The organism is Xylella taiwanensis, from assembly GCF_013177435.1.
GTDB classification, from domain to species: Bacteria; Pseudomonadota; Gammaproteobacteria; order Xanthomonadales; family Xanthomonadaceae; genus Xylella; species Xylella taiwanensis.
In genome coordinates this window covers 264,255-289,308 of record NZ_CP053627.1, presented here as the reverse complement: position 1 = coordinate 289,308, position 25,054 = coordinate 264,255, and the positions used below count along the sequence as shown (strand labels likewise).

The following is a 25,054-nucleotide window of genomic DNA, read 5'->3' as shown; positions in this document are numbered from 1 at the left end:
ATGCTGCCGAGGATTCGACCGGTAAAGGCACACGGGACATCCCAACGCCATTAACAGCCAAGCACGACCTGTACGCTTACAACGTACGCGCCACCTCAATACGTTCGAAACACTCGATTTGATCTCCAACCCTAACATCATTGTAAGCCTTCACTCCGATACCACACTCAGTACTGTTACGGACCTCGTCAACATTATCCTTAAAACGACGCAATGACTCTAATTCACCCTCAAACACCACGGTGTTATCGCGCAGCACACGGATCGGCTTGGAGCGCTTGACAACACCCTCGATTACCATACAACCGGCGACAGCGCCGAACTTAGAACTGCGGAACACATCCCGCACCTCGGCAACACCGATGATCTCCTCACGGATTTCAACACCAAGCAAACCAGAAGCTACCTGCTTCACCTGATCAATAACATCGTAGATGATAGAGAAATAACGGAGATCTACGCTGTTCGCCTCAATGATCTTGCGAGCAGAGGCATCGGCACGGACATTGAAACCAATCACAGTAGCTTTAGAGGCAACCGCAGAGTTGGCATCCGACTCAGTTATACCTCCAACACCAACATGAATCACATTGATTCTAATATCATCGTTGGACAGTGCCACCAACGCATGTTTGAGCGCTTCCAGCGAACCCTGGACATCAGCCTTAATCAACAGGTTAAGCACTTGCTGATTCTCACCCTTACCCATCTGCGCCAAGATGTCTTCCATGCGGTTGCCCGCGGAAGCAACCAAGCGCGACTCACGGCGTTTGGCCTCACGCTGCTGTGCTACATCCTTAGCAAGACGCTCATCGTCAACAACCACGAAATCGTCTCCAGCATCAGGCACACCAGACAAGCCAAGCACCTGCACAGGGATTGATGGAGCGGCGGCAACCGGTTGGTAACCAATCTCATCAAACAGCGCACGCACACGACCGTAATGAGTGCCGCATACCAAATAGTCCCCCTTTTTCAGTCGTCCCTGCTGCACCAATACCGTTGCCACCGGACCACGCCCCTTGTCTAGCGAAGACTCGATCACGGTACCGGTCGCACGCCCTTCAGTCACAGCCTTCAGTTCCAACACCTCAGCCTGGATCGAAATTGCATCCAACAATGCGTCAACGCCACTACCGGTCTTGGCAGACAGCTCGACGAACTGCGTATCCCCACCAAATTCCTCAGCAACAACGTTCTCAGTTAACAACTCGTTTTTTACACGCTGTGGATCGGCAGTAGACTTATCAATCTTGCTCACAGCTACGATCAGCGGTACACCGGCCGCCTTCGCATGGTGTACTGCCTCCTTGGTCTGCGGCATCACGCCATCATCGGCAGCAACCACCAGCACCACAATGTCAGTGATCTTGGCACCGCGTGCGCGCATCAAGGTGAAGGCGGCGTGACCCGGTGTATCCAAAAAGCTTATGACGCCACGCGGGGTCTCCACATGGTAAGCACCAATGTGCTGGGTTATACCACCAGCTTCGCCCACCGCAATTTTGGTACGACGAATGTAATCCAGCAACGAAGTTTTGCCGTGGTCAACATGTCCCATAATAGTCACCACAGGTGGACGTGGAACCGCTTCGCCATGGACCTCTTCAGTATGGGCCAGTAAAGCATCCTCAAAGTCATTGCTGCTAGCACGAGTCACCTTATGACCCAGCTCCTCGGTTACCAGCACTGCAGTGTCATGATCAATGGTTTGGGTGATGGTCACCATCACCCCCATTTTGAACAACGCCTTCACCATATCACCACTTTTCAGCGCCAACTTCTGCGCCAAGTCAGCTACCGTAATGGTGTCTCCGACCGCGACTTCACGCACAACTGCCGCAGTAGGGCGCTCAAAACCATGAGCACCGCTAGCACGACTACTCTTCTCGTTACCACGGTGAGTGTTACCACCTCCCTTGCCCCGCGTGCTGCTACCACGACGAGCACGGTCGGCAGCCGTCAGGTGCATCTGACCGGCAAAACGGCGTGCAGAATCATCCTCGTCCGAGACCATCACGTGCGAACCACGGGGTTTATGCCGCGCCCCGCTATTGCGGTCATCCGAACGTGGGGCCGAAGGGCGTGCTGCGACCGGTACCGGTCGCGGTGCTCTTGGCACGGCGCGCGCGCGCGCTTCAGAAATCTGTTTAGACACCGGCTTGACGGGACTGGAATCCGTCTGGACAGCAACCTCCTCAACTGCGCGGCTTTCAGCCTCCTGGCGCTCACGCTCAGCCTGTTCTTCACGGTGCTTTCGTTCTTGCTCCTCCACACGCTGGCGGTCAACTTCAGCCAAACGCTGCTGCTCAGCAAGATTGCGCTGGCGCGATTCTTCAAGCTTACGCAATATTTCAACACGCTCGGCATCACGCAGTTCTATAGACGGTTTTGTCGGCGCAAGATATTCGCTCTCAGGCGTCTTCACATAAGTGCGCTTTTGGCGTACTTCCACGTTTACCGTAGTCTTGTTGCGGCCAGCGTTAACTGTCACTTCTTGCAACCTACGCCGATTAAGCGTGATTTTTTTCGGTGCCTCACGGATCGTTTCAACCGACAACACATCGGACTTGCCATGTGTGCGGCGCAGGAACCCGAGCAACTTCATCTTTTCAGTACTGGTCACGACCTGGTCGGGACCACTGAACTTCATACCGGCCTCGGCCAACTGCTCTAGCAGTTTCTCAACAGGGGTCTTGACCAGCTCGGCAAGCTTACGAATAGTGGTTTGCTGCGACATTCGGTTCCTATGATTCAGTTGGACGCCCCCTCGCCCAACGCAAGGGAAGCGCAAATTTTAAGCCCTGAACAGGTCAAGGCATTGTTCATTGCCGACTCATTCGCCACGCTCCAAACGAGCAATTTCCTCAGCACGAGCAGCCAGTATCAACACAGCTGCACGCTGGAGGGTCATGCCTTCAATATCAAACTCGACAATCTCGTCAGCAGCCAAATCAGAAAGATCCTCGCTAGTACGCACTCCATGAGCCGCCAGAGCGTGTGCGGTGATCTCGTCCATACCATTGAGTGCCAACAAATCCGGCGTTGGGCCAGAATGTTCCAAACCCTCCTCCTCGGCCAACGCCGCATTCAGTAACGCATCACTGGCACGAGCACGGAGCTCCTCAACGATATCCTCATCAAAACCCTCCACTGCCAGGAGCTCACCGACCGGTACGTAAGCGATTTCCTCGATAGTGTTGAATCCCTCCATAACCAGGATAGAGGCAATCTCCTCGTCCACTTCCAAGCGTTCCATAAATAACTGACGAGCGGCAACCTGCTCGGCTTCCGACTTAGCAGCAACCTGCTCGGCAGTCATCACATTCAATTGCCAACCCGTCAAGCGGCTGGCTAAACGTACATTCTGGCCGCCCTTGCCAATGGCCTGGGCCAAGCGATCCTCAGCCACAGCCAAATCCATTGAGTGTTTCTCCTCATCAACGATGATCGACTGTACCTCAGCCGGTGCCATCGCATTGATAACAAAGTTAGCCGGATTTTCATTCCACAATACAATATCTACGCGTTCACCGTTAAGCTCGTTAGAGACGGCCTGCACACGCGAGCCACGCATACCGATGCAAGCACCGATAGGATCAGTGCGATTGTCATGTGCAATCACAGCGATCTTGGCCCGGTCGCCAGGATCGCGGGCACAACCTTTGATCTCAACCAAACCCTGACCAACCTCCGGGACTTCCAGTTTGAACAATTCGATCATGAATTCCGGAGCAGAACGGCTAATGAATAGCTGCGGGCCACGTGACTCAGAACGCACCTCAGCCAAGTAACCACGCACACGATCTCCGGGACGCACTACATCTCGCGGGATACCCTTGTCCTTTGGGATAAAAGCCTCAGTACTCCCACCTAAGTCGACATAAATATTACCGCGCTCAACACGTTTGACTACACCGGTAACTAACTCGCCAACACGATTTTTCCACGCATCGACAATTTGCTGGCGTTCAGCATCACGCACACGCTGCACAATCACTTGTTTAGCAGCCTGCGCAGCGATACGGCCAAAGTCGGGGTTGTCAATCTGCTCCTCAATGTAGTCACCGACCTCCACACCATCAGCTTCATCAAGCGCGTCCATCAGACGAATCTGCCGTTCCGGTGACTCCATCACCACATCGTCAGCAACCACCTCCCAACGCCGGAAAGTCTCGTAGTTGCCGTTCTTTTGATCGATAGTTACACGTGTTAGAATATCTCGGTCGGGATAACGCTTCTTCGCCGCCGACGCCAACGCAATTTCAATGGCGTTGAAGATGATCTGGCGCGGGACACCCTTTTCGTTAGCGACCACATCAACTACCAATAAAAGTTCCTTGCTCATCTAAATCACTCCGCGCACGGCTTGCCGGCCGCCGATTCATTGGATGGTTTCTTGTTACCTTGACTCGTTTTTTTCGTGTCAGACTTACTTCTTTTTAACGGTGCCAAGCCCAGTACGCTCCAGTCAGGGGCGATCCGCGCCTTATCAATGTTATTGAAATCCACAGCTAGCTCAACGCCATCGACAAGCAATACCACCAAGCCCTCCACTTGCTCGACCCGTGCAATCTTTCCTTGCAAGCGACGACGCCCATGCTGTGGCAACTTCAATTCAACCTTAACCAGTTCGTTGTGGTGACGGGCAAACTGCTCCAACGTGAACAACGGACGATCCAAACCTGGGGAAGACACCTCCAGGGTGTAATTGCCACTTATAGGTTCTTCAACGTCTAAATGCGCCGATACTTCACGACTCACACGTTCACAATCATCTATGCTCACCATGCACTCAGGCTGCATAGCAAACGGCATATCAATGTACAGGCGCAAGATAGCGCCACTAGGCACTAGAAGATACTTCGCACCGAGTAGCTCAAACCCGAGCATCTCGACCTTCGACGCCAACAGATTCACAATTTCAATGCCTTTGTCGCTCACAGGCTGCCCTAATCCAATTAAATTACGCTCTGCTGAAAAACGATGCATGCGTCACTATGCCACAGAAATAGCAAGGGGCCCCTTGGGCCCCATTGCACAAATCCGACATGCAAGCTAAGAACGAAGGCGACAAAAGACACCTTCCCCTAGCCGAAACCATCATTAACCGCCTGGACATCTAACGCCTGCTACCTAGCTTCGGTATCCACTGTCAGCATCGATAGAAACCGACGCTTACCGAGAATCCTTAAAGCCTTGGCACTAGAATAATAGACATTTTAAAAGATAACGGCAAGCTAGCATTTAAGGAGACAAAATTCGATGCCAGCCAGCTTGCAGACATCCCTCGCACTCCCCATGACATTTTTATCATAAGATCGTCCAAACGTGAGATTCGTGCATCAACCGACAAATCAATCCTAAAACAGATCATCAGCAAAAGTCTGGTGTAGAACGATTACCCTGGAGCAATGTCACAACCCAGAGAAACCACAATGCGGAACGCACCTAAATTCAAACACAGCACTCTGTCAAGTCATGAGCAGTCCGTAACGTAGTTTGACACAGCAGATAGATTTCGCTCTAAAATAATTATGAAGTGTATTCTTTTTTTCAGAATCATACACCGTTTGAATGCCATATCCGCGAAACAGTCTAGCGATAACAATCGAAAGAGTACGCTATCGGAGTCTAGGGTAGTTGTAGCAAGCTCATGCGGTGAACTTTATTTAAGGCAAGGAAGAATAATCACATTGAAGTGCTCCTTCTCAGCACCACAAGGAACCCTAAAATAAATACACATTAAAGCAAATCACAAAGGTTCATTAACTAACGACAAGCTTTTGAACAGAAAACATTAACCTCGCATGCATCTAAATAATGACATACCCGGATCCAGGCATCGCCAATCAATGAATCTAAGCAATACAACAACAGGAACACGGTGCCATTAATGAACCGGATAATCAAGCTCAAGTTAAGGTATCGATGGAGCGGGGAAGAATAATGAGCCGTATCTCAGCAATTAGCAGAGTACCATCAATACTGAAACATGGACTCCACAGCAAACAACCATCAACCTAAGCGAAAAAAGCCTAAATAGATTGATGAAAACTAGAAGCAATCATGGTACATGCAGGTCACTTTAAGGCGCTACTACTATACTAAGCAAGTGCCTGTTTGGCCCAACTCACCATAACGAAGACCAGGTTACTTCAAAGATTTCAAGCCCAAGCCAAACAAATGTGTTGATTTCTTTAAGAGACTTATAACCAAAAAAAACACCACGGTACGTTAAGCAAGGCACCACATTCTTTAAAATGCCAAGAACAATCAAGCGGAGGCCAAAAACTTATGATTCACATAGAAGACAAATAAACTACTTACCAAGACAATTATGCTACAACCCTCACTACCAAGCATACCAACAAGATTCATGGATATACACGAATCACTTACGACAAGAAGAAAAATCCGCAGAGAAACCAATCTCACCGAGGAAATCACCAAACCAACACTACAACCACAAACGGTAGCGGGGGCAGGATTTGAACCTGCGACCTTCGGGTTATGAGCCCGACGAGCTGCCAGACTGCTCCACCCCGCAGCAGAAGGTTAATTATGAAGAATCAGGCGCGAAATTACAAGCCATGACTGTGTAAACCATACCAAGCGTACCATTCACCTAAGCAAACATGATCCACAACAATGACGCGACTCTAGAGTCATTAACTTAACTTCCCAAGAAAAGACTCCAATAGTTACAAAGATCTCGGAGAACACGAATCGTTACCCAGGATTTCCGCAATAAGACCTAAAACTACTGATACTCCCTGTACATTCTGGGTTTTGTCGTCACTCATGGAGAACCGAAAAAACACTTGATACACTCAAACAAGCACCCCAACATACCTTCCTTTTTTGTGCACACCAAATGTCCCGGACTGATTCTACGACGAGGATCAATCGTAGCCAGAAGGATCAACCACTAGAGGGAATCTGGAACTCAAAGGTCCGAACGCTTGCGATCGGTTATTTTTGAACCCTCGGCTACTATGCTGTTGCACCCCTTTGATCTTTGGGTAGATTAGTAATGTTTTGGACTTGTCTAACCCCTGCAAGGCATCTTTTCGACACCATCGTGAAACACGCATGTAAGGCAAGGTTTTCCAGTAATCGAACACCGTTGGAAAATTGTGCCACGAAGAGCTAGTGCGAGCCATTCATCGCACGAATTAGAGCAATCAGCGATGGTTGACCACTGTTAGACTTTTAGAACTTAGTACCGGCTTTATCTGACAAGACTCCTGCAACCTGCTGACCTACTTCGGTTAGCAGTTGTTTACGCAATAAACAGTGTGCCAACACCAGCGAACGTCAACAGAACTTAGTCAGGTAACGCATGCCCACGCTGACACCCTGCCATCCACTAATGACCTGCCCAAGCGCTTCGGTAACTGGCAGACGATCTACACACGCATTAATCGATAGGCAAAGCTTGGCATGCTCGATCAAGCTTTGGCCACTGCAGCAAACACAAGTCGTGCAGATCAAGAACCAGACTGTATCGCTGGACAACACCGGCGTGAATGTGTATCTGGATGGTACCCGTGGACCCCCAAAAACAGTCAGACGGCTATCGGCACATCTCGTGGCGAGTGGAACACCAAGCACCACCTCATCACGGCTCACGCGCCATCACCGTCTCTATATCACCTGGATAAACGCACGATGCGCCGGAAGGGTTACGAGTAGCTGTTGCTCAAACGGCTCTGGCCACCGAATTGCCCGTTGCACACGGTCATGGAGTGCGTTGATGAAGGCCACCAAGCCAGCCCGCTGGTGCTTGACTTGAACTGCATTCCTATCGTGATACCACTGCACACGCGTATTAGAGTCTTAGGCATACGGCCGCAAGATGTAAAGATGAACAAGCACCGCAATGAGGTTGAGCGCCTGTTTCACAGGCTGAAAGGCTATCGCCGCATCTGCTCCAGATACGAGAAATTCAATGTCATGTTTATTTTCTTTATCTGCTTCGCTCCAATTGCGAATGGCTTGCGATCATGTCAACAGACGCTAGTCACATCCTCTCCGACAGCCAATAAAACATCAAACCTGGAAGGACATTGATGTGCTTACATCAATCACACTTACGATATCCACACAGAAACCACCAAGGCGTTAAAAGACGCAGACACACGATCACCATTTCCATCGAATCGACACTTAAGTACCCAAGCGGCTATCGTTCGTCAGCTTTACAAAAGACAGCATCCGATCAAACATCGCCTTTTCAAGGCTCAAACAATATCTTGTGGCATTGCTAATGCATTAACACATCGCAAAAACAGAACGTGCGCTACTCCGCAGAATTTCTGGATTGCTTTGATCATCCACTTGATTAATGCATTTATATTATCGCCACCATGTAAAGAAGACCCAACGTGAAAACCCAGGATCGCAACTCACATCAAAACTCAAAACCTCGATACACACTCAGCCACGCAAACGTGCCAGCACTGCACGCGTCACTGGATCAGCAACTTCAGCACTATCCCCCTGTAAGGCAGGTAGTAATTGAACTGCTAGACGCTTTCCTAGTTCCACACCGAACTGATCAAACGCATTAATGCCCCAAATCACTGACTGCACGTACACACTATGCTCGTACATAGCAATCAGTGCCCCCAATGCCCGTGGGGTCAATGCGTCGAGCAGAATCAGCGTACTCGGATTCCCTCCTGCATAAACACGATGCGGATCATCACTGAACTGACCGTTCGCTAGTGCCTCGGTCTGAGCCAGAAGGTTTGCATTCAAAGCAAAATGGCTCTCAGTGTAGGGATCATCATTACGGATAGTACCGATAAAGTCGGTCGGTACGATATTAGTCCCCTGATGCAACGCTTGGAAGAAACTATGCTGCACATCAGTACCTACACCGCCCCACCAGACTGGAACCGTATCCCTATCCACCGGCGTGCCGTCACACTTGACCCGCTTACCCAAACTTTCCATCACAAGTTGCTGCAGGTAAGCAGGGAGCAACGCCAAACGCTGGTCATAAGCCATCACCGCATACGTGGTGCAGCCAAGGAAGTTGCGGTTCCACACCGCAGTCAAACCATGCAATACCGCCACATTTTCTTCTAAAGGCGCCCTCAGGACATGCTCATCAAACTCTGCTGCACCGGTCAGCAACTGCTCAAAACGCAGGAAACCGATCGCCAACGCAACCGGGAAACCGACTGCCGACCATAGCGAATAACGTCCACCCACCCAATCCCAGATTGGCAACACCTGCATGGGCACAATGTCAAAAGTATTTGCGGCCCGTTCCGGATTAGCACTTACCGCATATAAACGCTCGCTACCACCTAACCAATCGTAGAGAATACGGCCGTTGAGCAACGTCTCCTGAGTACCGAAGGTCTTGGAAATCAAAATGCCAGCAGTACGTGCTGGATCCAAGAGATCCAATGTGCGCCGCATCGCCGCACCATCAACATTAGAGACGAAATGCACTCGAAAACGTCCTTGGGGAATCGGACGCAACGCATCAACCACCAAACGTGGCCCAAGGTCTGAACCACCAATGCCAACGCTAACAATATCGGTAACCTCGCTAGCCTCCAGCTGCGCAATCAGCGAGTACATCCGCTCACGCACCTTGGTAGCAATCGCGTGAGCCTCAACCGCCACCGAAGCATCACTGAAATCACCACGCAGCGCGGTATGCAGCACGGCACGCCCCTCGGTCACGTTGACCTGCTCACCACAAAATAGGCGCTGGAATGCGTCAGTCACATTATGCTGTTGAGCCAATGCGAACAGCGCCTCCAACGCCACACAGTCATATTTCTGCCGCGCAAAGTTGAAGTACAGCGGACCGACCTGCCTAGCATATTGCTCTGGTCTTTCTAGCTCAGCGGCAAGCAGATCTGGAATCGTCACCCCACGCAGACGTTCGGCATGAAACCGCAAGGCATCAAATCCGTTATGCATGTGTCATGCAGCCTGTGTCGGAATACTACGGTTGGTATGAGTAATCGCATTGGCAGCATCGACGTATACCAGATTCGGGCTGAAAATTGCCGCCTCTTGCTCACTCATATGCGCAAACGCAGCAATGATCACCGCATCTCCAACTTGCACGTAACGCGCAGCGCCTCCGTTCACTGAGATAATGCCGCTGCCATTCTCGGCACGGATTGCGTAAGTAGTGAAGCGGGCACCATTAGTCACATCCCAGACGTGGACTTTCTCAAATGCATGGATACCGGTGGCTTCCAGCAGTAATCCGTCGATTGCGATCGACCCTTCGTAGTTGAGCTCGGAATGGGTAACAGTGGCACGGTGGATTTTAGCTTTAAGCAAGGACAGTTGCATGGGAAACGAAGCTAAAGTAAGGAAAGTGATTGTAGCCAATGAACAGATACCTGGGCATGGTAACAATTGTTTCGGAACGTATTATCAGAACTCAAGATTATCGATCAGACGGGTGTTACCCAAACGTGCAGCAACAAGTGCGATGCACGGACTGACAGCGGTCTCCTCAACGATTTCACCCAGATCAGACAAGCGGATTACCGCATAGTCAACTTGGAACCCAGCTGCTTCCAAACGCCGAACGGCTTCGGCTTCGACATCTGCGCGTACACCACCGGACAGTACGGCATCGCGCATCGCTATCAGGGTACGATAAATCTCTGCGGCCTGCTGCCGTTCCTGCATCGATAGATACTGATTACGCGAACTCATCGCCAGTCCATCGGACTCACGCACGATACCACCACCAAGAATCTCGATGGGAAACGCCAAGTCAACCACCATCTGTCGGATCACCAGTAATTGCTGATAGTCCTTCTTTCCGAACACGGCCACGTCCGGCAGCACCTGATTAAACAATCGTGCCACTACCGTGCAAACACCCTCAAAGTGCCTAGGGCGAAACACCTCCTCCAACACTTCACCAACACACGGGACACACATACTTATCGTCCGTTCAGTACCCAACGGGTACATCGTCCCTACGCTGGGCAACCACAAGACATCGCAACCGGCCTTCTCTAGACCACGCATGTCAGCCTCGGGTGTTCGCGGGTAACGCAGAAAATCCTCGTGGGGACCGAACTGCGTCGGATTGACAAACACACTGGACACCACGCGATCAGCACATTGGCGGGCCAGCATAACCAATGAAAAATGGCCAGAATGCAAATTACCCATGGTAGGCACCAGAGCGACCCGCAAGCCCTGGCGTCTCCAATCAGCCACAATCCCTCGCAGCCTGGGCACATCAGTAACGGTCTCAATCACGATGTGTAGCTATATTCGACGTCTGGAAACGAGCCGTCTCGAACTGCATTAGCATAGGCACGAACCGCGCCAGCAACCGATCCCCCATCACCCAGGAAATCTTTAACAAATTTAGGTCGGCGGCGACCGCTATCTAGGCCGAGAAGATCATGTAGCACCAACACTTGGCCATCACAACCAGCACCGGCACCAATACCAATGGTCGGCACCAGGGATTCGGCACTGATCTGTGCCGCCAACGGCGACGGCACGCATTCCAATAACAACATGTCAGCACCGGCTTCCACCACTGCACGTGCCTCGGCACGCAACCGCCCACCAGCCTCCTCGCCACGCCCTTGCACCTTATAACCTCCAAAACGAAGTACCGATTGCGGCGTCAGCCCCAAGTGCGAACACACCGGGATCTCACGCTCAACCAAGTAACGAATAACATCCAGCTTGTGCCCAGCACCTTCGATTTTGATCATCTGTGCCCCTACCTGCAATAATGCGGTGGCAGCCTCCAACGCACGTTCCGGCGACGCATCAGCCTGAAATGGCAGATCAACCATCAACAATGCTTGACGTAACCCCCGGGCCACGCAAGTCGTGTGGTAAACCATGTCATGCACACTCACCGGAAGAGTCGAGTCATGGCCCTGCACTACCATGCCCAAGGAATCCCCGACAAGCACTAGGTCTACACCGTTGGTGTCAAGAATACGAGCAAACCCTGCATCATAAGCAGTCAACATAACGATTTTACAGCCGTTTCGCTTGGCCTCGGCCAAAGCGGGCACAGTCCACGGTTTGCTGTTGGTATACATGCTCATAAATTCATTAAAGACTAATAAGCGGGTATTATCTACCTGATTGGTACCAAGCCACAGGTATCCATATTCTCCCGTAGGTCACATACCATCCCGTGGTGAGGAAGAACCAACTCCGCAGCAATTTCAGCCAAAGGTACCACCACAAACGCACGTTCATGTAGATGGGGATGAGGCACGCTCAGTCGGGGCAGCTCCAAAACCTGTTCCCCATAAAGCAACAAATCAAGATCAAGGGTGCGCGGCCCCCAACGGTCGCCAGGAAGGCGCACTCTCCCGTGAAGATGCTCAAGCGCCAGCAACGCATCCAGCAAGGCCAAAGGCGCTAACCTTGTGTCCAACGCTGCAACTGCATTAACAAATTCCGCCTGATCCTCGCGCCCCCAGGGGGGGGTACGATATAACCTGGAAACAGTACGTAGTCGGGTCAACGGCAACTCATCGAACGCGGCAATTGCGGCTCGCAACGTCATCTCAACAGGGCCGAGATTGGCACCTAACCCAACATAAGCCACTACATTGCCCATCATCACTCTACTTGACTACGTCAGCATCGACGCTTACGCGACACACCCGTTTCATCCAATTCAGCCTGCACAGCATCAATCGCCGAGACCAGACCGTCTTCGGAACAGTGCTGTACCGCACGCCAAAATTCCACATCTACAGCATGCTCCGGAGAAGCCGCCAAGCGCAGCACCAGGAAATCGAAGGCCGCACGGAAGCGTGGATGCTCCAGAAGCCGGAACACGCGCTTACGATTGCGTGAAGTAAAACGGTTCTGCAGCAGCCAGATCTCTTGCATCGGCAGAGAAAAGCGGCGCGGCAAAGCTACGCGCTCAAGATGATGCAGTGTCACCCGATCAGCTGCACGACGTTGCGCTTCCTCTGGCTGCACACCCTGCGATTGCAGAGTGACCAGCGCGCGGCAGAAACCAGGCCATAGTAGCAATGCAAACAAGAATGCCGGCGACACCGGTTCATCGTTAGTCACCCGTTTATCAGTACTCCTCAGTCCTTCGATCAATATGCGCCGCAATGCACCACTACGGTTAGCACGCAATGCTTTAACACTTTCGGGAAACAACACATCAATCAGACCAAAGTTCTCCAAGGCCTCGAAGCTCGCCACAGCATGTCCTGAGAGAAACAGTTTGAGCACTTCCTCAAACAAGCGGGCTGGTGCCACGTCGACCAGCAACCCAGCCATACGCGGAATTGGTTCGGCGGTACCGATCTCAATCTCGAAACCGAGCTTAGCCGCTAAACGCACCGCACGTAGCATGCGCACCGGATCCTCCTGGTAACGTCGCACTGGATCGCCAATCAATCTCATCAACCGGGACTGGACATCTTCGAAGCCACCGACGTAGTCGCGCACTGAAAAATCTTCGATGGTGTAGTAAAGCGCATTGCAGGTGAAATCACGACGGATCGCATCGTCCTCAATCGAGCCATAGACGTTGTCACGCACTAAACGGCCATTCTCCAGCTCACGATCACCACTTCCATCATCACTGTTAGCACGGAAGGTAGCCACCTCAATAATCTCAGGTCCGAAAACCACATGCGCCAAACGGAAGCGGCGACCAATCAAACGACAACTGCGGAACAGCTGCTTGACCTGCTCGGGTGTTGCGTCGGTGGCTACGTCGAAATCCTTGGGATGACCGCCTACCAGCAAATCACGAACCGCACCGCCAACCAAGTACGCACCGAAACCAGCTTCACGCAGGCGGTACAACACGCGCAAAGCATTGGGACTAATGTCCTTACGTGAAATCGTATGCTGTTCACGCGGTACGACGCAAAGCATGAACGATAGTGCCCCTAGATATTCAGTTGCCTTCAGGCGAATGCGCTTTTATATTAACGGGCCTTCATCGGACTGACCAATGCTCCCTTCGTCTAGCGGTTAGGACATGGCCCTCTCAAGGCTAAAACAGGGGTTCGAGCCCCCTAGGGAGCGCCAAATCATGGCTTAAAACACCCCAAACCACCTAAAGCTATGGCATCAAGCAGCGTTGCGACTGCTATAACGGCTCCACGGACAGTCCCGGCAAAGTGAGAACTTCGCCTGACAGGTAAGCTACCCTGCCACAGGCCACATATAGAAGTGATAGAGAAGATCATCAAGGACGGCGCTCCAATGATTCCACGTCTTTCGTCTTCGGCAGCAAATCTTGCTTGCTGACCTTTAAAGGCCCAATGGTTAACAGCGGTACCGCCATAATCACCGAAGACACCACCACAATCACTGCACCGGCCATATGGGTTTCAGCCAAACCCTCCATCGAGTGCCCCCCGTATAGGTACAAGGCAAATGCCGACAGAAAGAACATGACCGCGGTGATCAACGTACGGGATAGCGTCTGGTTGATCGAACGGTTCAATACCTCCAACGGTTCCACACGCAGGCTACGGAAGTTCTCGCGCACGCGGTCGAACACCACGATGATGTCATTAATCGCAAAACCCATCACAGACAGCAAGCCAGCCAGCATGGTCAAGTCGAACTCGCGGCCGAGCAACGACATGTAAGCGATCGTCAGAATCAGATCGAAAAACGCGGTTAGACTGGCCGCAACCGCAAACTTCCACTCGAACCGAAACGCGATATAGACCAAGAAGCCTAAAAGCATAAAGATCGTCGCATATACACCATTCATCGCGAGATCCTTCCCGACCTGTGGACCAACGAATTCCCCGGGCTGTACCGTTGCCGGATTATCCGGTAGCGTCATCACTTCACGCACCGCTTCGGCCGTGTTTTTGGCTACGTCATCATTGTTATGCTCGCCATGCGGCTGCAGGCGAATAAGCAACTCGTTGCCGCCACCGACACTCTGCACTTGTGCATTCCCAAAGCCGCCGGCCTCCAGCCGCTGACGCACCTGATCAGCGTCCACAGGCTTGGCGAACTGAGTACGCGCCAGCGTGCCGCCCGTGAATTCCAACGCGTAATCAAAACCCTTAAAGGCAACAACAAAGACCGATATTACAAAAAGCATCGACATCAGCATCAACGTCAGTTTACGCCAGCGCATGAAGTCGATCTTGGTGTCATTCGGGATGAGATGCAAAGGAAACAGTTTCATAATGTCGTTCTCTTCCCGGTCAGATAGCCAAAGATTTGAGATTCTTGCGCGTACCGTAAATCAGTGCAGAAAGCGAGCGCGAAACCGTAATCGCGGTGAACATTGAGGCAAAAATCCCGATGATCATGGTCAACGCAAAACCCTTCAGTGGACCAGTTCCGAAAGCATACAGCGCCACACCGACAATCAACCCGGTCAAATTGGCATCGAGAATAGTGCTACCAGCCTTTTCGTAACCAGCAACAATCGCAGATCTCGGAGGCATCCCATGGCGCAACTCCTCGCGGATACGCTCGTTGATAAGCACGTTAGCATCCACCGATAACCCAACCGAGAGCGCCAATCCAGCGAAACCGGGCAAGGTCATGGTGGCTCCGAAGAGAGACATCACCGCCACCACGATCAATAGATTAAACAGCAATGCCAGCGAGGTGATCAGGCCAAACATGCGGTAATAGATGGTGAAAAATACCAATGTGAACAGGAACGAAAACACCACTGCAGTAATGCCACGTTCTACATTCTCAGCACCCAAGCTAGGGCCAATCACATATTCCTCAACGAAATCCATCGGTGCAGCCAGCGAACCAGCGCGCAGCAATTTAGACAGGTTTTCAGCCTCGGTTTTCTCCAGACCAGTCGTGCGGAAGCTTTTGCCGAATACACCAGCAATCCGGGTTGGGGACAGTGCCTCTTCCTTCACTCGCACACCACGCACTTCCTTACCATCAACCATTGTCACGGTCGGAATACGCTCGATGTAGACCACAGACATGAGTTTGTAAAGGTTGCGCTGGGTGTAGTCCAGCATACGCTGGCCAGCAGCGTTACTGAGAGTGACGTTGACAGCCGGCATGCCGTTCTCATCAACACCGACTGTGGCATTCACCATCTCGTCACCGGAAACAATCACACGCTTGTTCAACAACACTGGATGATTGGTACCACGTATGTAATACAACTTGGCCTCAGGCGGGACATTCCCAGTACGTACTGCCTCAGATGCGTCCCCGTCGACCACACCACGAAACTCTAGCGTAGCGGTAGCACCGATCAGACGTTTAGCCTCAGCAGTGTCCTGCACACCAGGCAACTCAACCACAATGCGATCATCGCCTTGGCGTTGGATAATCGGTTCGGCCACGCCTAATTCGTTGATGCGGTTACGCAGTGTCGTCAAGTTCTGCTCAACCGCACCACTGGTAATCTGGCGCAATTCATTCTCAGGAAGACTAGCAATCAAAGTATTGCCGGATACCAAGTAACTCAAACCCGCTTCCGCCTTAAGCAACACCGTACGTACGTCATTGGCGTCAACGTCTTCATTAAGAGTTACTCGAATGGTGTTATCCGGACGGCGCTCGACCATTCGGAAACCAATACGCTTATTGCGCAACGTCGAACGCACCTCCTCGACAAAGGCATCCATACGTTTGTCCAAGGCGGCCTTTTGATCCACCTGTAACGCGAAATGCACACCGCCAACCAAGTCTAAACCTAGAACCATTGGTCGCCCACCCAACTTAGCCAACCAATTTGGCACGGTTGAAGCCAGATTCAATGCGACGGTGTAATGCTCACCCGTCTTCTGCCGCAACACATCGCTGGCACGGGTCTGTGCCTCCAATGAGGCCAAACGCACCATCAGACTCTCTCCCTCCTTGGTCACGCCCTTGGGCACAATCCCGGATGCTTCCAAATCAGCCATCACCCGCTGACGGAATGCATCGTCGATCTGGGCGCCTCGATTGGCGTTAATCTGCACGGAAGGATCTTTCTGGTAGACGTTTGGTAATGCGTAAAGCGTGCTCAACACAAGCACAAGGAGAATGACAAAGTACTTCCAGCGGGGGAATTCAAGCATTGCGCAAGTCTCGCGCGACGCCAGCTGCAGCACCGCGCCCTAGGAAAATCAGTAAGGAGATGGAAATCATTTTGCCGACTGCAACGAGCCTTTGGGCAACACTTTAGCAATGGCACTCTTTTGCACACGCACACGCACGTTCTCGGCGATCTCTACAGTCACAAAATCCTCGCCAATCTCAGACACCGTACCAGCAATGCCCCCAGAAGTGATCACCTCATCGCCGCGTCCGAGATGCTCCATCATGGACTTGTACTCCTTCTGACGTTTCATCTGCGGACGGATCATAGAAAAGTACATGACCGCAATCAGAATGACCGGCAAGAGAAACATCTGTATTCCCCCGCCGGGTGAAGCACCGGCCGGCGCCGCACTCTGAGCCTGAGCAACAGGAATGAAGAAATCAAGCAAGTTCATCGTTATTTTCATCTCTGGTCATAAATTTGGTAGACGGGACACGGAAACATGCCCAACTTTCTGGATCCGCCGCAGCGGCAATAAGCTTGCGATTATGCCATGAGAACTGGCATCTAATTTAGCTAACAACGGTCAGACAGCGGCGGCGGCTCGAGACCACGCGCCGCATAGAAAGAACGCCGGAATGCCAGGAAAGCTCCCGCTGCGATCGCCGCACGCATATCGGCCATCAATTTTTCGTAGTACCAAAGGTTATGCAAGGTACCAAGCATCGACGCCAGCATCTCGTTACAGCGGTCCAAATGGCGCAAGTAAGCGCGAGTATAGCCACCAACACAAGTCGGACAACCACAACCCGATTCAATTGGGTCCAAATCCCTCGCATAGCAAGCATTACGGATCCTTACCGTACCGAACCCAGTAAAGTAATGCCCATTACGCGCATGGCGGGTTGGCATCACACAATCGAACATATCCACACCACGCGCCACACTCTCGACCAGATCCTCCGGCCGACCCACACCCATTAAATAACGTGGCCGATGCGCCGGCAGACGCGGGTGCAGATACTCAAGGATCGCATTGCGCTCGCATTCCGGTTCACCAACAGCCAAACCACCAATCGCGTAGCCATCGAAACCGATCGCCTGCAAACCGTCCAGGGAGCGGCCACGCAGGTCAGGATGCACACCACCTTGAACGATACCAAACAGAGCCGCGTCATTGCCCAACGCATCATGGGCATCGCGTGAGCGCTGTGCCCACCGCAGGCTCAACTCCATCGAACAACGTGCCACATCTTCAGTGGCCGGGTAAGGCGTACATTCGTCGAAAATCATCACGACATCCGAGTTCAGCACCTTCTGGATTCTCATGCTTTCCTCAGGTCCAAGAAACACCTGAGCACCATCAGTCGGTGCAGCAAAGGTCACGCCTTGCTCAGTGATCTTGCGCCGGTGCGCCAACGAAAACACCTGAAAACCACCAGAATCCGTCAAAATCGGCCCATCCCAGCGCATGAAACCGCGCAGACCACCATGATCGGCAATCACCTCAAGACCTGGACGCAAGAACAAGTGGAAAGTGTTACCAAGGATGATTTCCGCACCCAAATCACAAAGCTGCCTCGGTAACACCCCCTTCACAGCACCATACGTTCCAACCGGCATGAACGCGGGAGTTTGCACGGTACCGCATGGGAAACTCAATTGACCACGACGGGCAGCACCATCGGTCGCCTGAAGCTGAAACTGCAATAGAGACATGCGGCACGAACACGAGAACGGCTTTCCATTGTCGCGGATTACAAGCAGTACGCCCACCCTGAGTCCAAGAAGTCACTCAATCAAGATCCTGGTACAGCGCACAACTGACATGACCGCACCAATACGAAAGATTTCAAAACAAAAACACCATCACGACTTGCAGACAACCAGCAACACCGAATGATTTTTACTGCTTGCTAAAACTTAAGTAACGTGAAGCACGAAGTCTTCAAGCAACCCCACAGCAAAACCGATGGCGACACATCCAACACGCTGCACCCCATCACAATCATCGCAACAAACAAGACCTCATCACCTCGCACCGGCACCCCAGCCCTGCATCAGATACATCATCAAAATGCCACCACCAGGAACAGCATGCAGATCACCTTGAGACAGATCCATCAACAACAATCAGTACAAGCAAACACTTAACTGCAGATCAGGCTTAATGCATCACAGCAGCGCTGTCCGGATACGGAGACTTACCACCATCGGTAATGAAACGATCAATCCTTGCCTCCACCACCGGCAACGGCACCGAACCCAGCTACAACACCGCATCATGGAAATGACGAATGTCGAATTCCGTGCCCAGCGTAACTTCAAACTTATGGCGCAACTCCAGGATCTTCAACTCACCAAGGTAGTACGGCAGTGCCTTTCCCGACCAAGCAATGTAACGACCGACCTCAGTCGTGATCTTAGGCTCACTCAGTGCACTGTTGTCACGAATACCAGCAGCTGCTCATAACCGACACCACCTGATCGGCGATCACCTAGCGCGCCTGAGCACGCAGCCGGGCCTGCTTCCCGATCGGAATCATCGCTGGCATCTGCTTGAACGGGATGTAGAACAGGTTGTCCTCACCAGCAGCAGCAGCGACTTCAGCAATCATCTGATCTCAGCCTTCCAGCGTTACCCTGCGTTGGGCAAAACTCCGTACAAGCCCGTTACGCATGTTAGCGATCTGCTTATTGAAGTAACGCGGCATGTCGGCCCCCAAGTAACAAAGATAGTGCTCACGGGTGCGAAAGCTGCCACGAGCACTGAAACCCAGATCGCTCCGGAACGCAGTGTCGCTATTGAAAGGCATTTCCTAACTGCGAAAGCGCTGGCAGTCAAGAAACACCTCGATCTGCTACCAATAGACTTGGTAGTTGACCTACTCCTCACATGAGAGCCGCACCGGATCGATTGTTTTTAACTCAGCCAGTACCTGCTGCTATTAAACGGTGCGCATGTTCTACGTGGCTAGATCTACCTTTGGCAAGTAATCAACACACTGCGCCTAGCTACCCTCCGCACCGGCGCCGGTAAACTCAGCTTGGCGTCAGTTCCACTCATGCGTGTACAGCGCCTTGAAGCGCGCCACCACATCAAACGGCGCAGGTGTAGCCCGGACGGCACACACAGTAACAATCATCATCAGCAAAGCGATGCAGAACAGACGGGTACGCGTCACTGCGGCCGCGCCTGTGACACCCCCCGGGCTTGAGCAATCCACGCATCAATCCGCTGTGCCAGCAGATCCAACGGCATCGCACCGCCACCGAGCACAGCATCGTGGAATGCCCGGAGATCGAACCGAGCACCGAGCGCCTTCTCAGCCTTGACGCGCAACATGAGGATCTGCATCTGACCAAGCTTGTAGCCCAGCGCCTGCCCAGGCCAAACAATGTAACGGTCCGTCTCAGCCTGGATGCTCGGCTCGTCGTCGGATGGGTGCGCATGGAAAAAATCGATCATCTGCTGCCGAGTCCAGCGCTTATAGTGCACACCGGTATCGAGTACCAAGCGGTTGGCACGCAACAACTCGCCCGCTAAGCGACCATAGTCGCTGTAAGGGTCCTTGAAGAAGCCGGCTTCCTTGCCCAAGCGCTCCGCGTACAACGCCCAACCTTCGACATACGCGTTGTAGCCAGCCTGCTGCCGGAACGGCGGCAGTGGCAACGTCTGTGCCAGCGAGATTTGCAGGTGATGGCCCGGCACGCCCTCATGGTAGGCAGTGGTCTCGATGTTGACTAAGGTACGCTCGGTGGCATCGTTGGTGTTGACCATCACGATGGCCGGCCTGCTCCCTCCCGGCGGGCCCTGCAAGTATTCGGCGCCAGGTCCCTCACGACGGAACGTTGGCATCCCCCGTACCTCCAACGGGGTCTTCGGCAGGTGCCCGAACAGTTTAGGCAATGCCTGCTGCATACCAACTATGTAGCCACGATACAACCCAAGGATCTGCTCACCACTCCTAGCAAAGTGTGCCTTATCGCTCGTCACCGCCTTGCGGAAGCTGATCAAATCCTTGTAGCCCATTGAGGTCGCAATCGCAGTCATCTCTCCCTCGATCCGTGCAACCTCGCGCAGACCGATCTGATGAATCTCCTCCGGCGATTGGTCGGTGGTAGTCTGGGTGTGGATTGCGAAACGGTAACGTGCCTCCCCATCCGGCAGCGACCACAGACCTTCGTGTTCACGGCCCTGCGTCGCATATTCGTCCTGCACGAACGCAGCCAGTGTTTCATAAGCCGGACGTACCTGCTGGTCTACCGCAGTAATCAGCGCAGCACGTAATTGAGCACGCTGTGCCGCATCCGGTACTACCTGATCAAGCTTCTTCAACGGCGAAGCGAACGGGTTATCGGCACCAGCTACCGCAGCAATCTTACGAATCTGTGCTGGAAGCTTTTCCAGAAGATAGCGCGGCTGAATCAGACCGTCATGCGCCCCCTGGCGCGAGACCGCAATCACCTGGTCGATCAGCGCAGGCACTCCCTGTAGGCGCTTGATGTAATCCTGATAGTCCTTGATGTCCTCGAATGGGAACATGTCGCTATAACTAGCAAGCTCCAAGTGGATACCACCAACAGGCTCTAACAGCATCTCGTGCATCCTTAGCCGGATTGCCTCCAGTCGATCCTGCAGTTGACGCCGCATCAGCATCAGGCTTAGTCGGCGCTGCTCGTCCAGGACAGCAGCATCCACCGTCTGGAACTTCGTCTGGAACTCCGCAGTAGCCTGACGGTCTGCCTCCACTGCGGCAGACGAGTAGTCACTCCAGCGATCGTTATAACGCTTATCACCGATAATGCTGGCGAACTCGGGGCTATGCACAAGCTGGTACTGCCACTGCTGATCGAGCAACTGATCGAAGGCCCGGGCCGCCTGATCAGACGAGGTAACACGGCGAGCAGGGGCACCGGTCCCGGTAGGCGGGTTGGAACCGCTACACGCCGAGAACAGCACAGCAGACAGCAGCGAGACGGTAAGACGGCAGATCGATGACATGCAGTCACTCCCAAAAGTTAATGTATGGTTCTTTGCTTGGAAGCTCTCATCTGAGCTTTCGAGGCACCTTCCCCAAAGCGAAAAACAGGCAAAGGTAAATGGGTCATGTGTAGACGGAAGCGATGTGTGATCCTTCTTTCTTTGATACAAATTGAGAGAAACTGAATGAGATCGAGTCTCTTGAACATCAGACAAACGGCCTGTCAATCGCCGGCGACGGCGATGTGAACCACTGTGCACCGTCCTCGGTGACGTAGAAATGATCCTCAAGGCGTACACCAAAGTGCCCCGGCACCACGATCATCGGTTCATCACTAGCACACATACCTTGACGAAGCACCGTGCGGTTGCCACGTACCAGGTATGGGGCCTCGTGAATCGCAAGACCGCAACCATGCCCCGTGCGGTGCGGCAAGCCGGGGAGACAGTAACCAGGCCCCAAGCCACCCAGCTCAAGCACCTTGCGTGCCGCCATGTCCACCGCCTCGCAAGCCACACCTGGCCGCACGGCTGCAAACGCCGCCGCCTGTGCAGCCTGCTCCAAATCCCAGATTCGCCGCTGATCATCGCTGGGCACACCGTAGATCCAGGTACGGGTGATATCTGAGTGATAGCCCTGCACGGTACAGCCGGTATCGATCAGTACCAACTCCCCCTCGTGCAAGTGCTGCACACCTGGGATGCCATGCGGGAACGCCGTCGCGTGACCGAACTGCACGATGCAAAAGGTCGAACCGTTGTCGGCACCAAGTAGGCGGTGCGCCTCATCAATGAAACGTACTAGGGCATCAGTACCGATGCCCCCGTGGACAATCCCTGCAGCCAGGCGCTGCACTCGCAGAGTCATATCGCAGGCTTGCTGGATCAACGCCAATTCAGCTGGCGATTTGCACAACCGGCAGCCATCGACAATCACAGTCGCATCGATGATCACACATGCATCCAAATGGCCACACAACCCCGTATGCACCGCAAACGCAGCACCAGGGTCCAACGCAAGCGTGCGCGCACCGTGGTCAGTCATTGCCTGCGCCACTAGCGCATACGGATCCTCATGTTCCTCCCACAAGCGTTTTTCGGCTGGCAATAACAACACTGCATCAAGCGATCCCTCCTCGAACGCCGGGCAGATCAACAATGGATCACCGGAAAGGAAGATCAATAATGCCACCAGCCGCTCACTTGCACTCCAAGGTACCCCAGTAAAATAGCGCAGTGACGCGCCAGCACCGACCAACAATGCATCGACACCTTGGGTACGCATCAATACACGCGCCTGTTCGATACGCTGCGCGTATTCGTCCACGGTAATCGCAGGAGCACGCTGCGTCCACGGTGTTAGTTGCGCACGTGCCTGTTCCAGAGTGAGGTGACCGATCTGGATGCTCATAGCCCCCCCTGAACGCTCACTTCACTCCAACCTCCATCAAGACGGCACGCTTTGAAATCGCACAGTGCCTGCAGCGACACATCCAGCATGGCAGCCAATTCGGTTGCTTCCCCTTCCAGATCGGCAGCACGGCTAATCAGAAGCTGCCGCTCAATCATCTCAGCCGTTGTCGAACCCTGGACACGCACCATCCCACCATTGAAAAGAAAGTGAAGTCTATGGCCAACCAATCGGGTGGGTTCGGTATGTATATTCATCATGATCTCTCACAGCAATACATTGTGCTGCGTCCAGCACCGCAACGGCAGACGATATCTCAACAACGCCACGCACATCCATCCACTCCCCAAAACATTAATGTCTGGGCCACACACTATGAGGCATAGAGCGCTGTTATGTCGCTATCGTGACTCAACTTTTATGAGATATGAGAGCACCACTCACTGCTACACAAACCACCCGTCACCATTTATTTCCTAAGGGATGAATGATCTCGATCATCAGAGTTCATAACACAGACGATCAATTGATCAGAACTTCCAATAAGCTCCATCTGCGCATGTCGCAGAGACCGCAGCAAGACGCAAACATCTTGATAATCGCAAGTCAACTTTAAAATATTGAATTATTTTTTATTCCCTTCATCCGCATCATCATGTAGGCCCAGAGATCATTCATATTTTCTCAAAGAGATCGATATTTCAGAGTGAGAGGTTCTCTATAGCCAATAATCTCTTGATACGCTGCAGAAGCAGAACGTATCCGTGGTCATTGTTGCGAACGACACAAAAATGACCTCATATGAAAACTCGACTTCGCTGTAACATCAGGCGGCAGAGCAGTTATGTTGTACCACGATGATACCGCTGCTACACCCGTACTTGGTCTGCTTCTTGTTTAACAGAAACTTCCTATTGACTTGGCTACCATAAACCGTATCGAGCCACACCAGCTTTCAGCACTGCTTTTCACCTCGATAGCAACCTGTACTTGCCCGACATAATTATCAGGAAATGCCAACACGCTCTAGTGTGAAGTCACTGAATCTTCAAATCGTCTTCGCCCTCATCAGCCAGTAGTGACAAAATCATGGCAACATTCCATGCGCTGGGCAGATCAACGGATGTCAGCGCCGCCGCCTATTCATTACAACCTCGAAAAGATTAAAAAACTCCCTAAAGCACCAACAAACACCTGTTCCCTGAAAATTGGAAATCCCAAGCCCCTGACCAACGCGAACTGCCCAACACATATCGGTGTTGGGATGCAGCGTGTGACTGGAAATGTGCCTGGCTTTCCAGATAGTCTCGGAGATCTCTTTGAAATATGCACATGAATAGAAACAACAAATCTATTTCGGAGAACATGGGCTACTGCAGTGAGAAAAAGATGGCATGGCGATTTGCCTGAGCGATACTGAGCATGAGCATATGTCAGGAAGTATGGTTGTCATGGAGACCCGACAGAAATTTTTGTCTCACTCCGTCAGCAGAGTGTTATCATCCGTGACTTGCGGGGAAGTAGCTCAGCTGGTAGAGCGCGTCGTTCGCAATGACGAGGTCGGGAGTTCGATCCTCCTCTTCTCCACCACCATTCCACGCTCATACCTCCCATCGGTTGGGCGTTTTTATTTGTGAGCCAGTAACGCGTAACGCCA

18 protein-coding genes, 3 tRNA genes and 1 pseudogene are annotated in these 25,054 nt (G+C 52.5%); 2 read left to right on the top strand and 20 right to left on the bottom strand.

Features of this window, described 5'->3' with window-relative positions; genetic code table 11:
• Positions 1-76: 76 nt before the first annotated feature.
• The 10 genes from infB to pcnB form a co-directional block, all read right to left on the bottom strand.
• Positions 77-2,740: a translation initiation factor IF-2 gene (gene infB, locus PLS229_RS01085; RefSeq protein WP_038271084.1), complete on the bottom strand. Its 2,664-nt coding sequence runs from the start codon at positions 2,738-2,740 to the stop codon at positions 77-79.
• Between the two features lie 96 nt (positions 2,741-2,836).
• A complete protein-coding gene (gene nusA, locus PLS229_RS01080; protein WP_038271083.1) occupies positions 2,837-4,348 on the bottom strand; it encodes a transcription termination factor NusA in 1,512 nt (503 codons plus the stop codon).
• 5 nt (positions 4,349-4,353) lie between these two features.
• Positions 4,354-4,944 (bottom strand): ribosome maturation factor RimP, encoded by a 591-nt coding sequence (rimP, locus tag PLS229_RS01075; RefSeq protein ID WP_038271122.1) that lies wholly within the window; start codon positions 4,942-4,944, stop codon positions 4,354-4,356.
• Between the two features lie 1,532 nt (positions 4,945-6,476).
• Positions 6,477-6,550 (bottom strand) — tRNA-Met (locus PLS229_RS01070).
• A 1,892-nt stretch (positions 6,551-8,442) separates the two neighbouring features.
• Positions 8,443-9,951, bottom strand: a complete 1,509-nt coding sequence (pgi, locus tag PLS229_RS01065) for a glucose-6-phosphate isomerase (protein WP_038271082.1) — start codon at positions 9,949-9,951, stop codon at positions 8,443-8,445.
• Positions 9,952-9,954: 3 nt separating this feature from the next.
• The gene (gene panD, locus PLS229_RS01060; protein WP_038271081.1) at positions 9,955-10,335 is read right to left on the bottom strand and encodes an aspartate 1-decarboxylase; all 381 of its coding nucleotides are present in this window, start codon (positions 10,333-10,335) and stop codon (positions 9,955-9,957) included.
• Positions 10,336-10,419: 84 nt separating this feature from the next.
• Positions 10,420-11,265, bottom strand: a complete 846-nt coding sequence (gene panC / locus PLS229_RS01055) for a pantoate--beta-alanine ligase (RefSeq protein ID WP_038271079.1) — start codon at positions 11,263-11,265, stop codon at positions 10,420-10,422.
• Complete coding sequence (gene panB, locus PLS229_RS01050; protein WP_038271078.1) at positions 11,262-12,080, bottom strand: 3-methyl-2-oxobutanoate hydroxymethyltransferase; 819 nt, start codon at positions 12,078-12,080, stop codon at positions 11,262-11,264. The genes panC and panB overlap by 4 nt, the downstream gene beginning before the upstream one ends.
• 32 nt (positions 12,081-12,112) lie before the next feature.
• Positions 12,113-12,604: a 2-amino-4-hydroxy-6-hydroxymethyldihydropteridine diphosphokinase gene (gene folK / locus PLS229_RS01045; RefSeq protein ID WP_038271121.1), complete on the bottom strand. Its 492-nt coding sequence runs from the start codon at positions 12,602-12,604 to the stop codon at positions 12,113-12,115.
• Positions 12,605-12,624: 20 nt separating this feature from the next.
• Entirely contained in the window at positions 12,625-13,935 is a 1,311-nt protein-coding gene (pcnB, locus tag PLS229_RS01040) for a polynucleotide adenylyltransferase PcnB (protein WP_051482300.1), read from the bottom strand.
• A 39-nt stretch (positions 13,936-13,974) separates the two neighbouring features.
• Here pcnB and PLS229_RS01035 point away from each other — a divergent pair.
• Positions 13,975-14,049 (top strand) — tRNA-Glu (locus PLS229_RS01035).
• 160 nt (positions 14,050-14,209) lie between these two features.
• Here PLS229_RS01035 and secF read toward each other — a convergent pair.
• The 10 genes and pseudogenes from secF to PLS229_RS00990 form a co-directional block, all read right to left on the bottom strand.
• A complete protein-coding gene (gene secF / locus PLS229_RS01030; RefSeq protein ID WP_038271076.1) occupies positions 14,210-15,175 on the bottom strand; it encodes a protein translocase subunit SecF in 966 nt (321 codons plus the stop codon).
• Positions 15,176-15,194: 19 nt separating this feature from the next.
• Positions 15,195-17,039, bottom strand: a complete 1,845-nt coding sequence (secD, locus tag PLS229_RS01025) for a protein translocase subunit SecD (RefSeq protein WP_038271120.1) — start codon at positions 17,037-17,039, stop codon at positions 15,195-15,197.
• 66 nt (positions 17,040-17,105) lie between these two features.
• Positions 17,106-17,456, bottom strand: coding sequence for a preprotein translocase subunit YajC (gene yajC / locus PLS229_RS01020; RefSeq protein ID WP_038271074.1), 351 nt, complete (start codon positions 17,454-17,456; stop codon positions 17,106-17,108).
• Between the two features lie 122 nt (positions 17,457-17,578).
• Positions 17,579-18,721: a tRNA guanosine(34) transglycosylase Tgt gene (tgt, locus tag PLS229_RS01015; protein WP_038271073.1), complete on the bottom strand. Its 1,143-nt coding sequence runs from the start codon at positions 18,719-18,721 to the stop codon at positions 17,579-17,581.
• A gap of 448 nt (positions 18,722-19,169) precedes the next feature.
• Positions 19,170-19,469: pseudogene (locus tag PLS229_RS12630) on the bottom strand (DUF885 family protein); the annotation flags it as partial.
• A 157-nt stretch (positions 19,470-19,626) separates the two neighbouring features.
• Positions 19,627-19,818: a hypothetical protein gene (locus tag PLS229_RS12625; RefSeq protein ID WP_201745758.1), complete on the bottom strand. Its 192-nt coding sequence runs from the start codon at positions 19,816-19,818 to the stop codon at positions 19,627-19,629.
• Positions 19,819-20,055: 237 nt separating this feature from the next.
• Positions 20,056-20,187: a hypothetical protein gene (locus PLS229_RS12380; RefSeq protein WP_267903165.1), complete on the bottom strand. Its 132-nt coding sequence runs from the start codon at positions 20,185-20,187 to the stop codon at positions 20,056-20,058.
• Positions 20,184-22,007: a DUF885 domain-containing protein gene (locus tag PLS229_RS01000; RefSeq protein ID WP_038271070.1), complete on the bottom strand. Its 1,824-nt coding sequence runs from the start codon at positions 22,005-22,007 to the stop codon at positions 20,184-20,186. Before PLS229_RS01000 ends, PLS229_RS12380 begins: the two co-directional genes overlap by 4 nt.
• Positions 22,008-22,194: 187 nt before the next feature.
• On the bottom strand, positions 22,195-23,397 hold the full coding sequence (locus PLS229_RS00995; RefSeq protein ID WP_038271069.1) for a M24 family metallopeptidase: 1,203 nt from the start codon (positions 23,395-23,397) through the stop codon (positions 22,195-22,197).
• On the bottom strand, positions 23,394-23,657 hold the full coding sequence (locus PLS229_RS00990; RefSeq protein WP_081755428.1) for a hypothetical protein: 264 nt from the start codon (positions 23,655-23,657) through the stop codon (positions 23,394-23,396). The genes PLS229_RS00995 and PLS229_RS00990 overlap by 4 nt, the downstream gene beginning before the upstream one ends.
• Before the next feature lie 1,254 nt (positions 23,658-24,911).
• Here PLS229_RS00990 and PLS229_RS00980 point away from each other — a divergent pair.
• Positions 24,912-24,987: transfer RNA gene (locus tag PLS229_RS00980), tRNA-Ala, on the top strand.
• Positions 24,988-25,054: the final 67 nt, after the last annotated feature.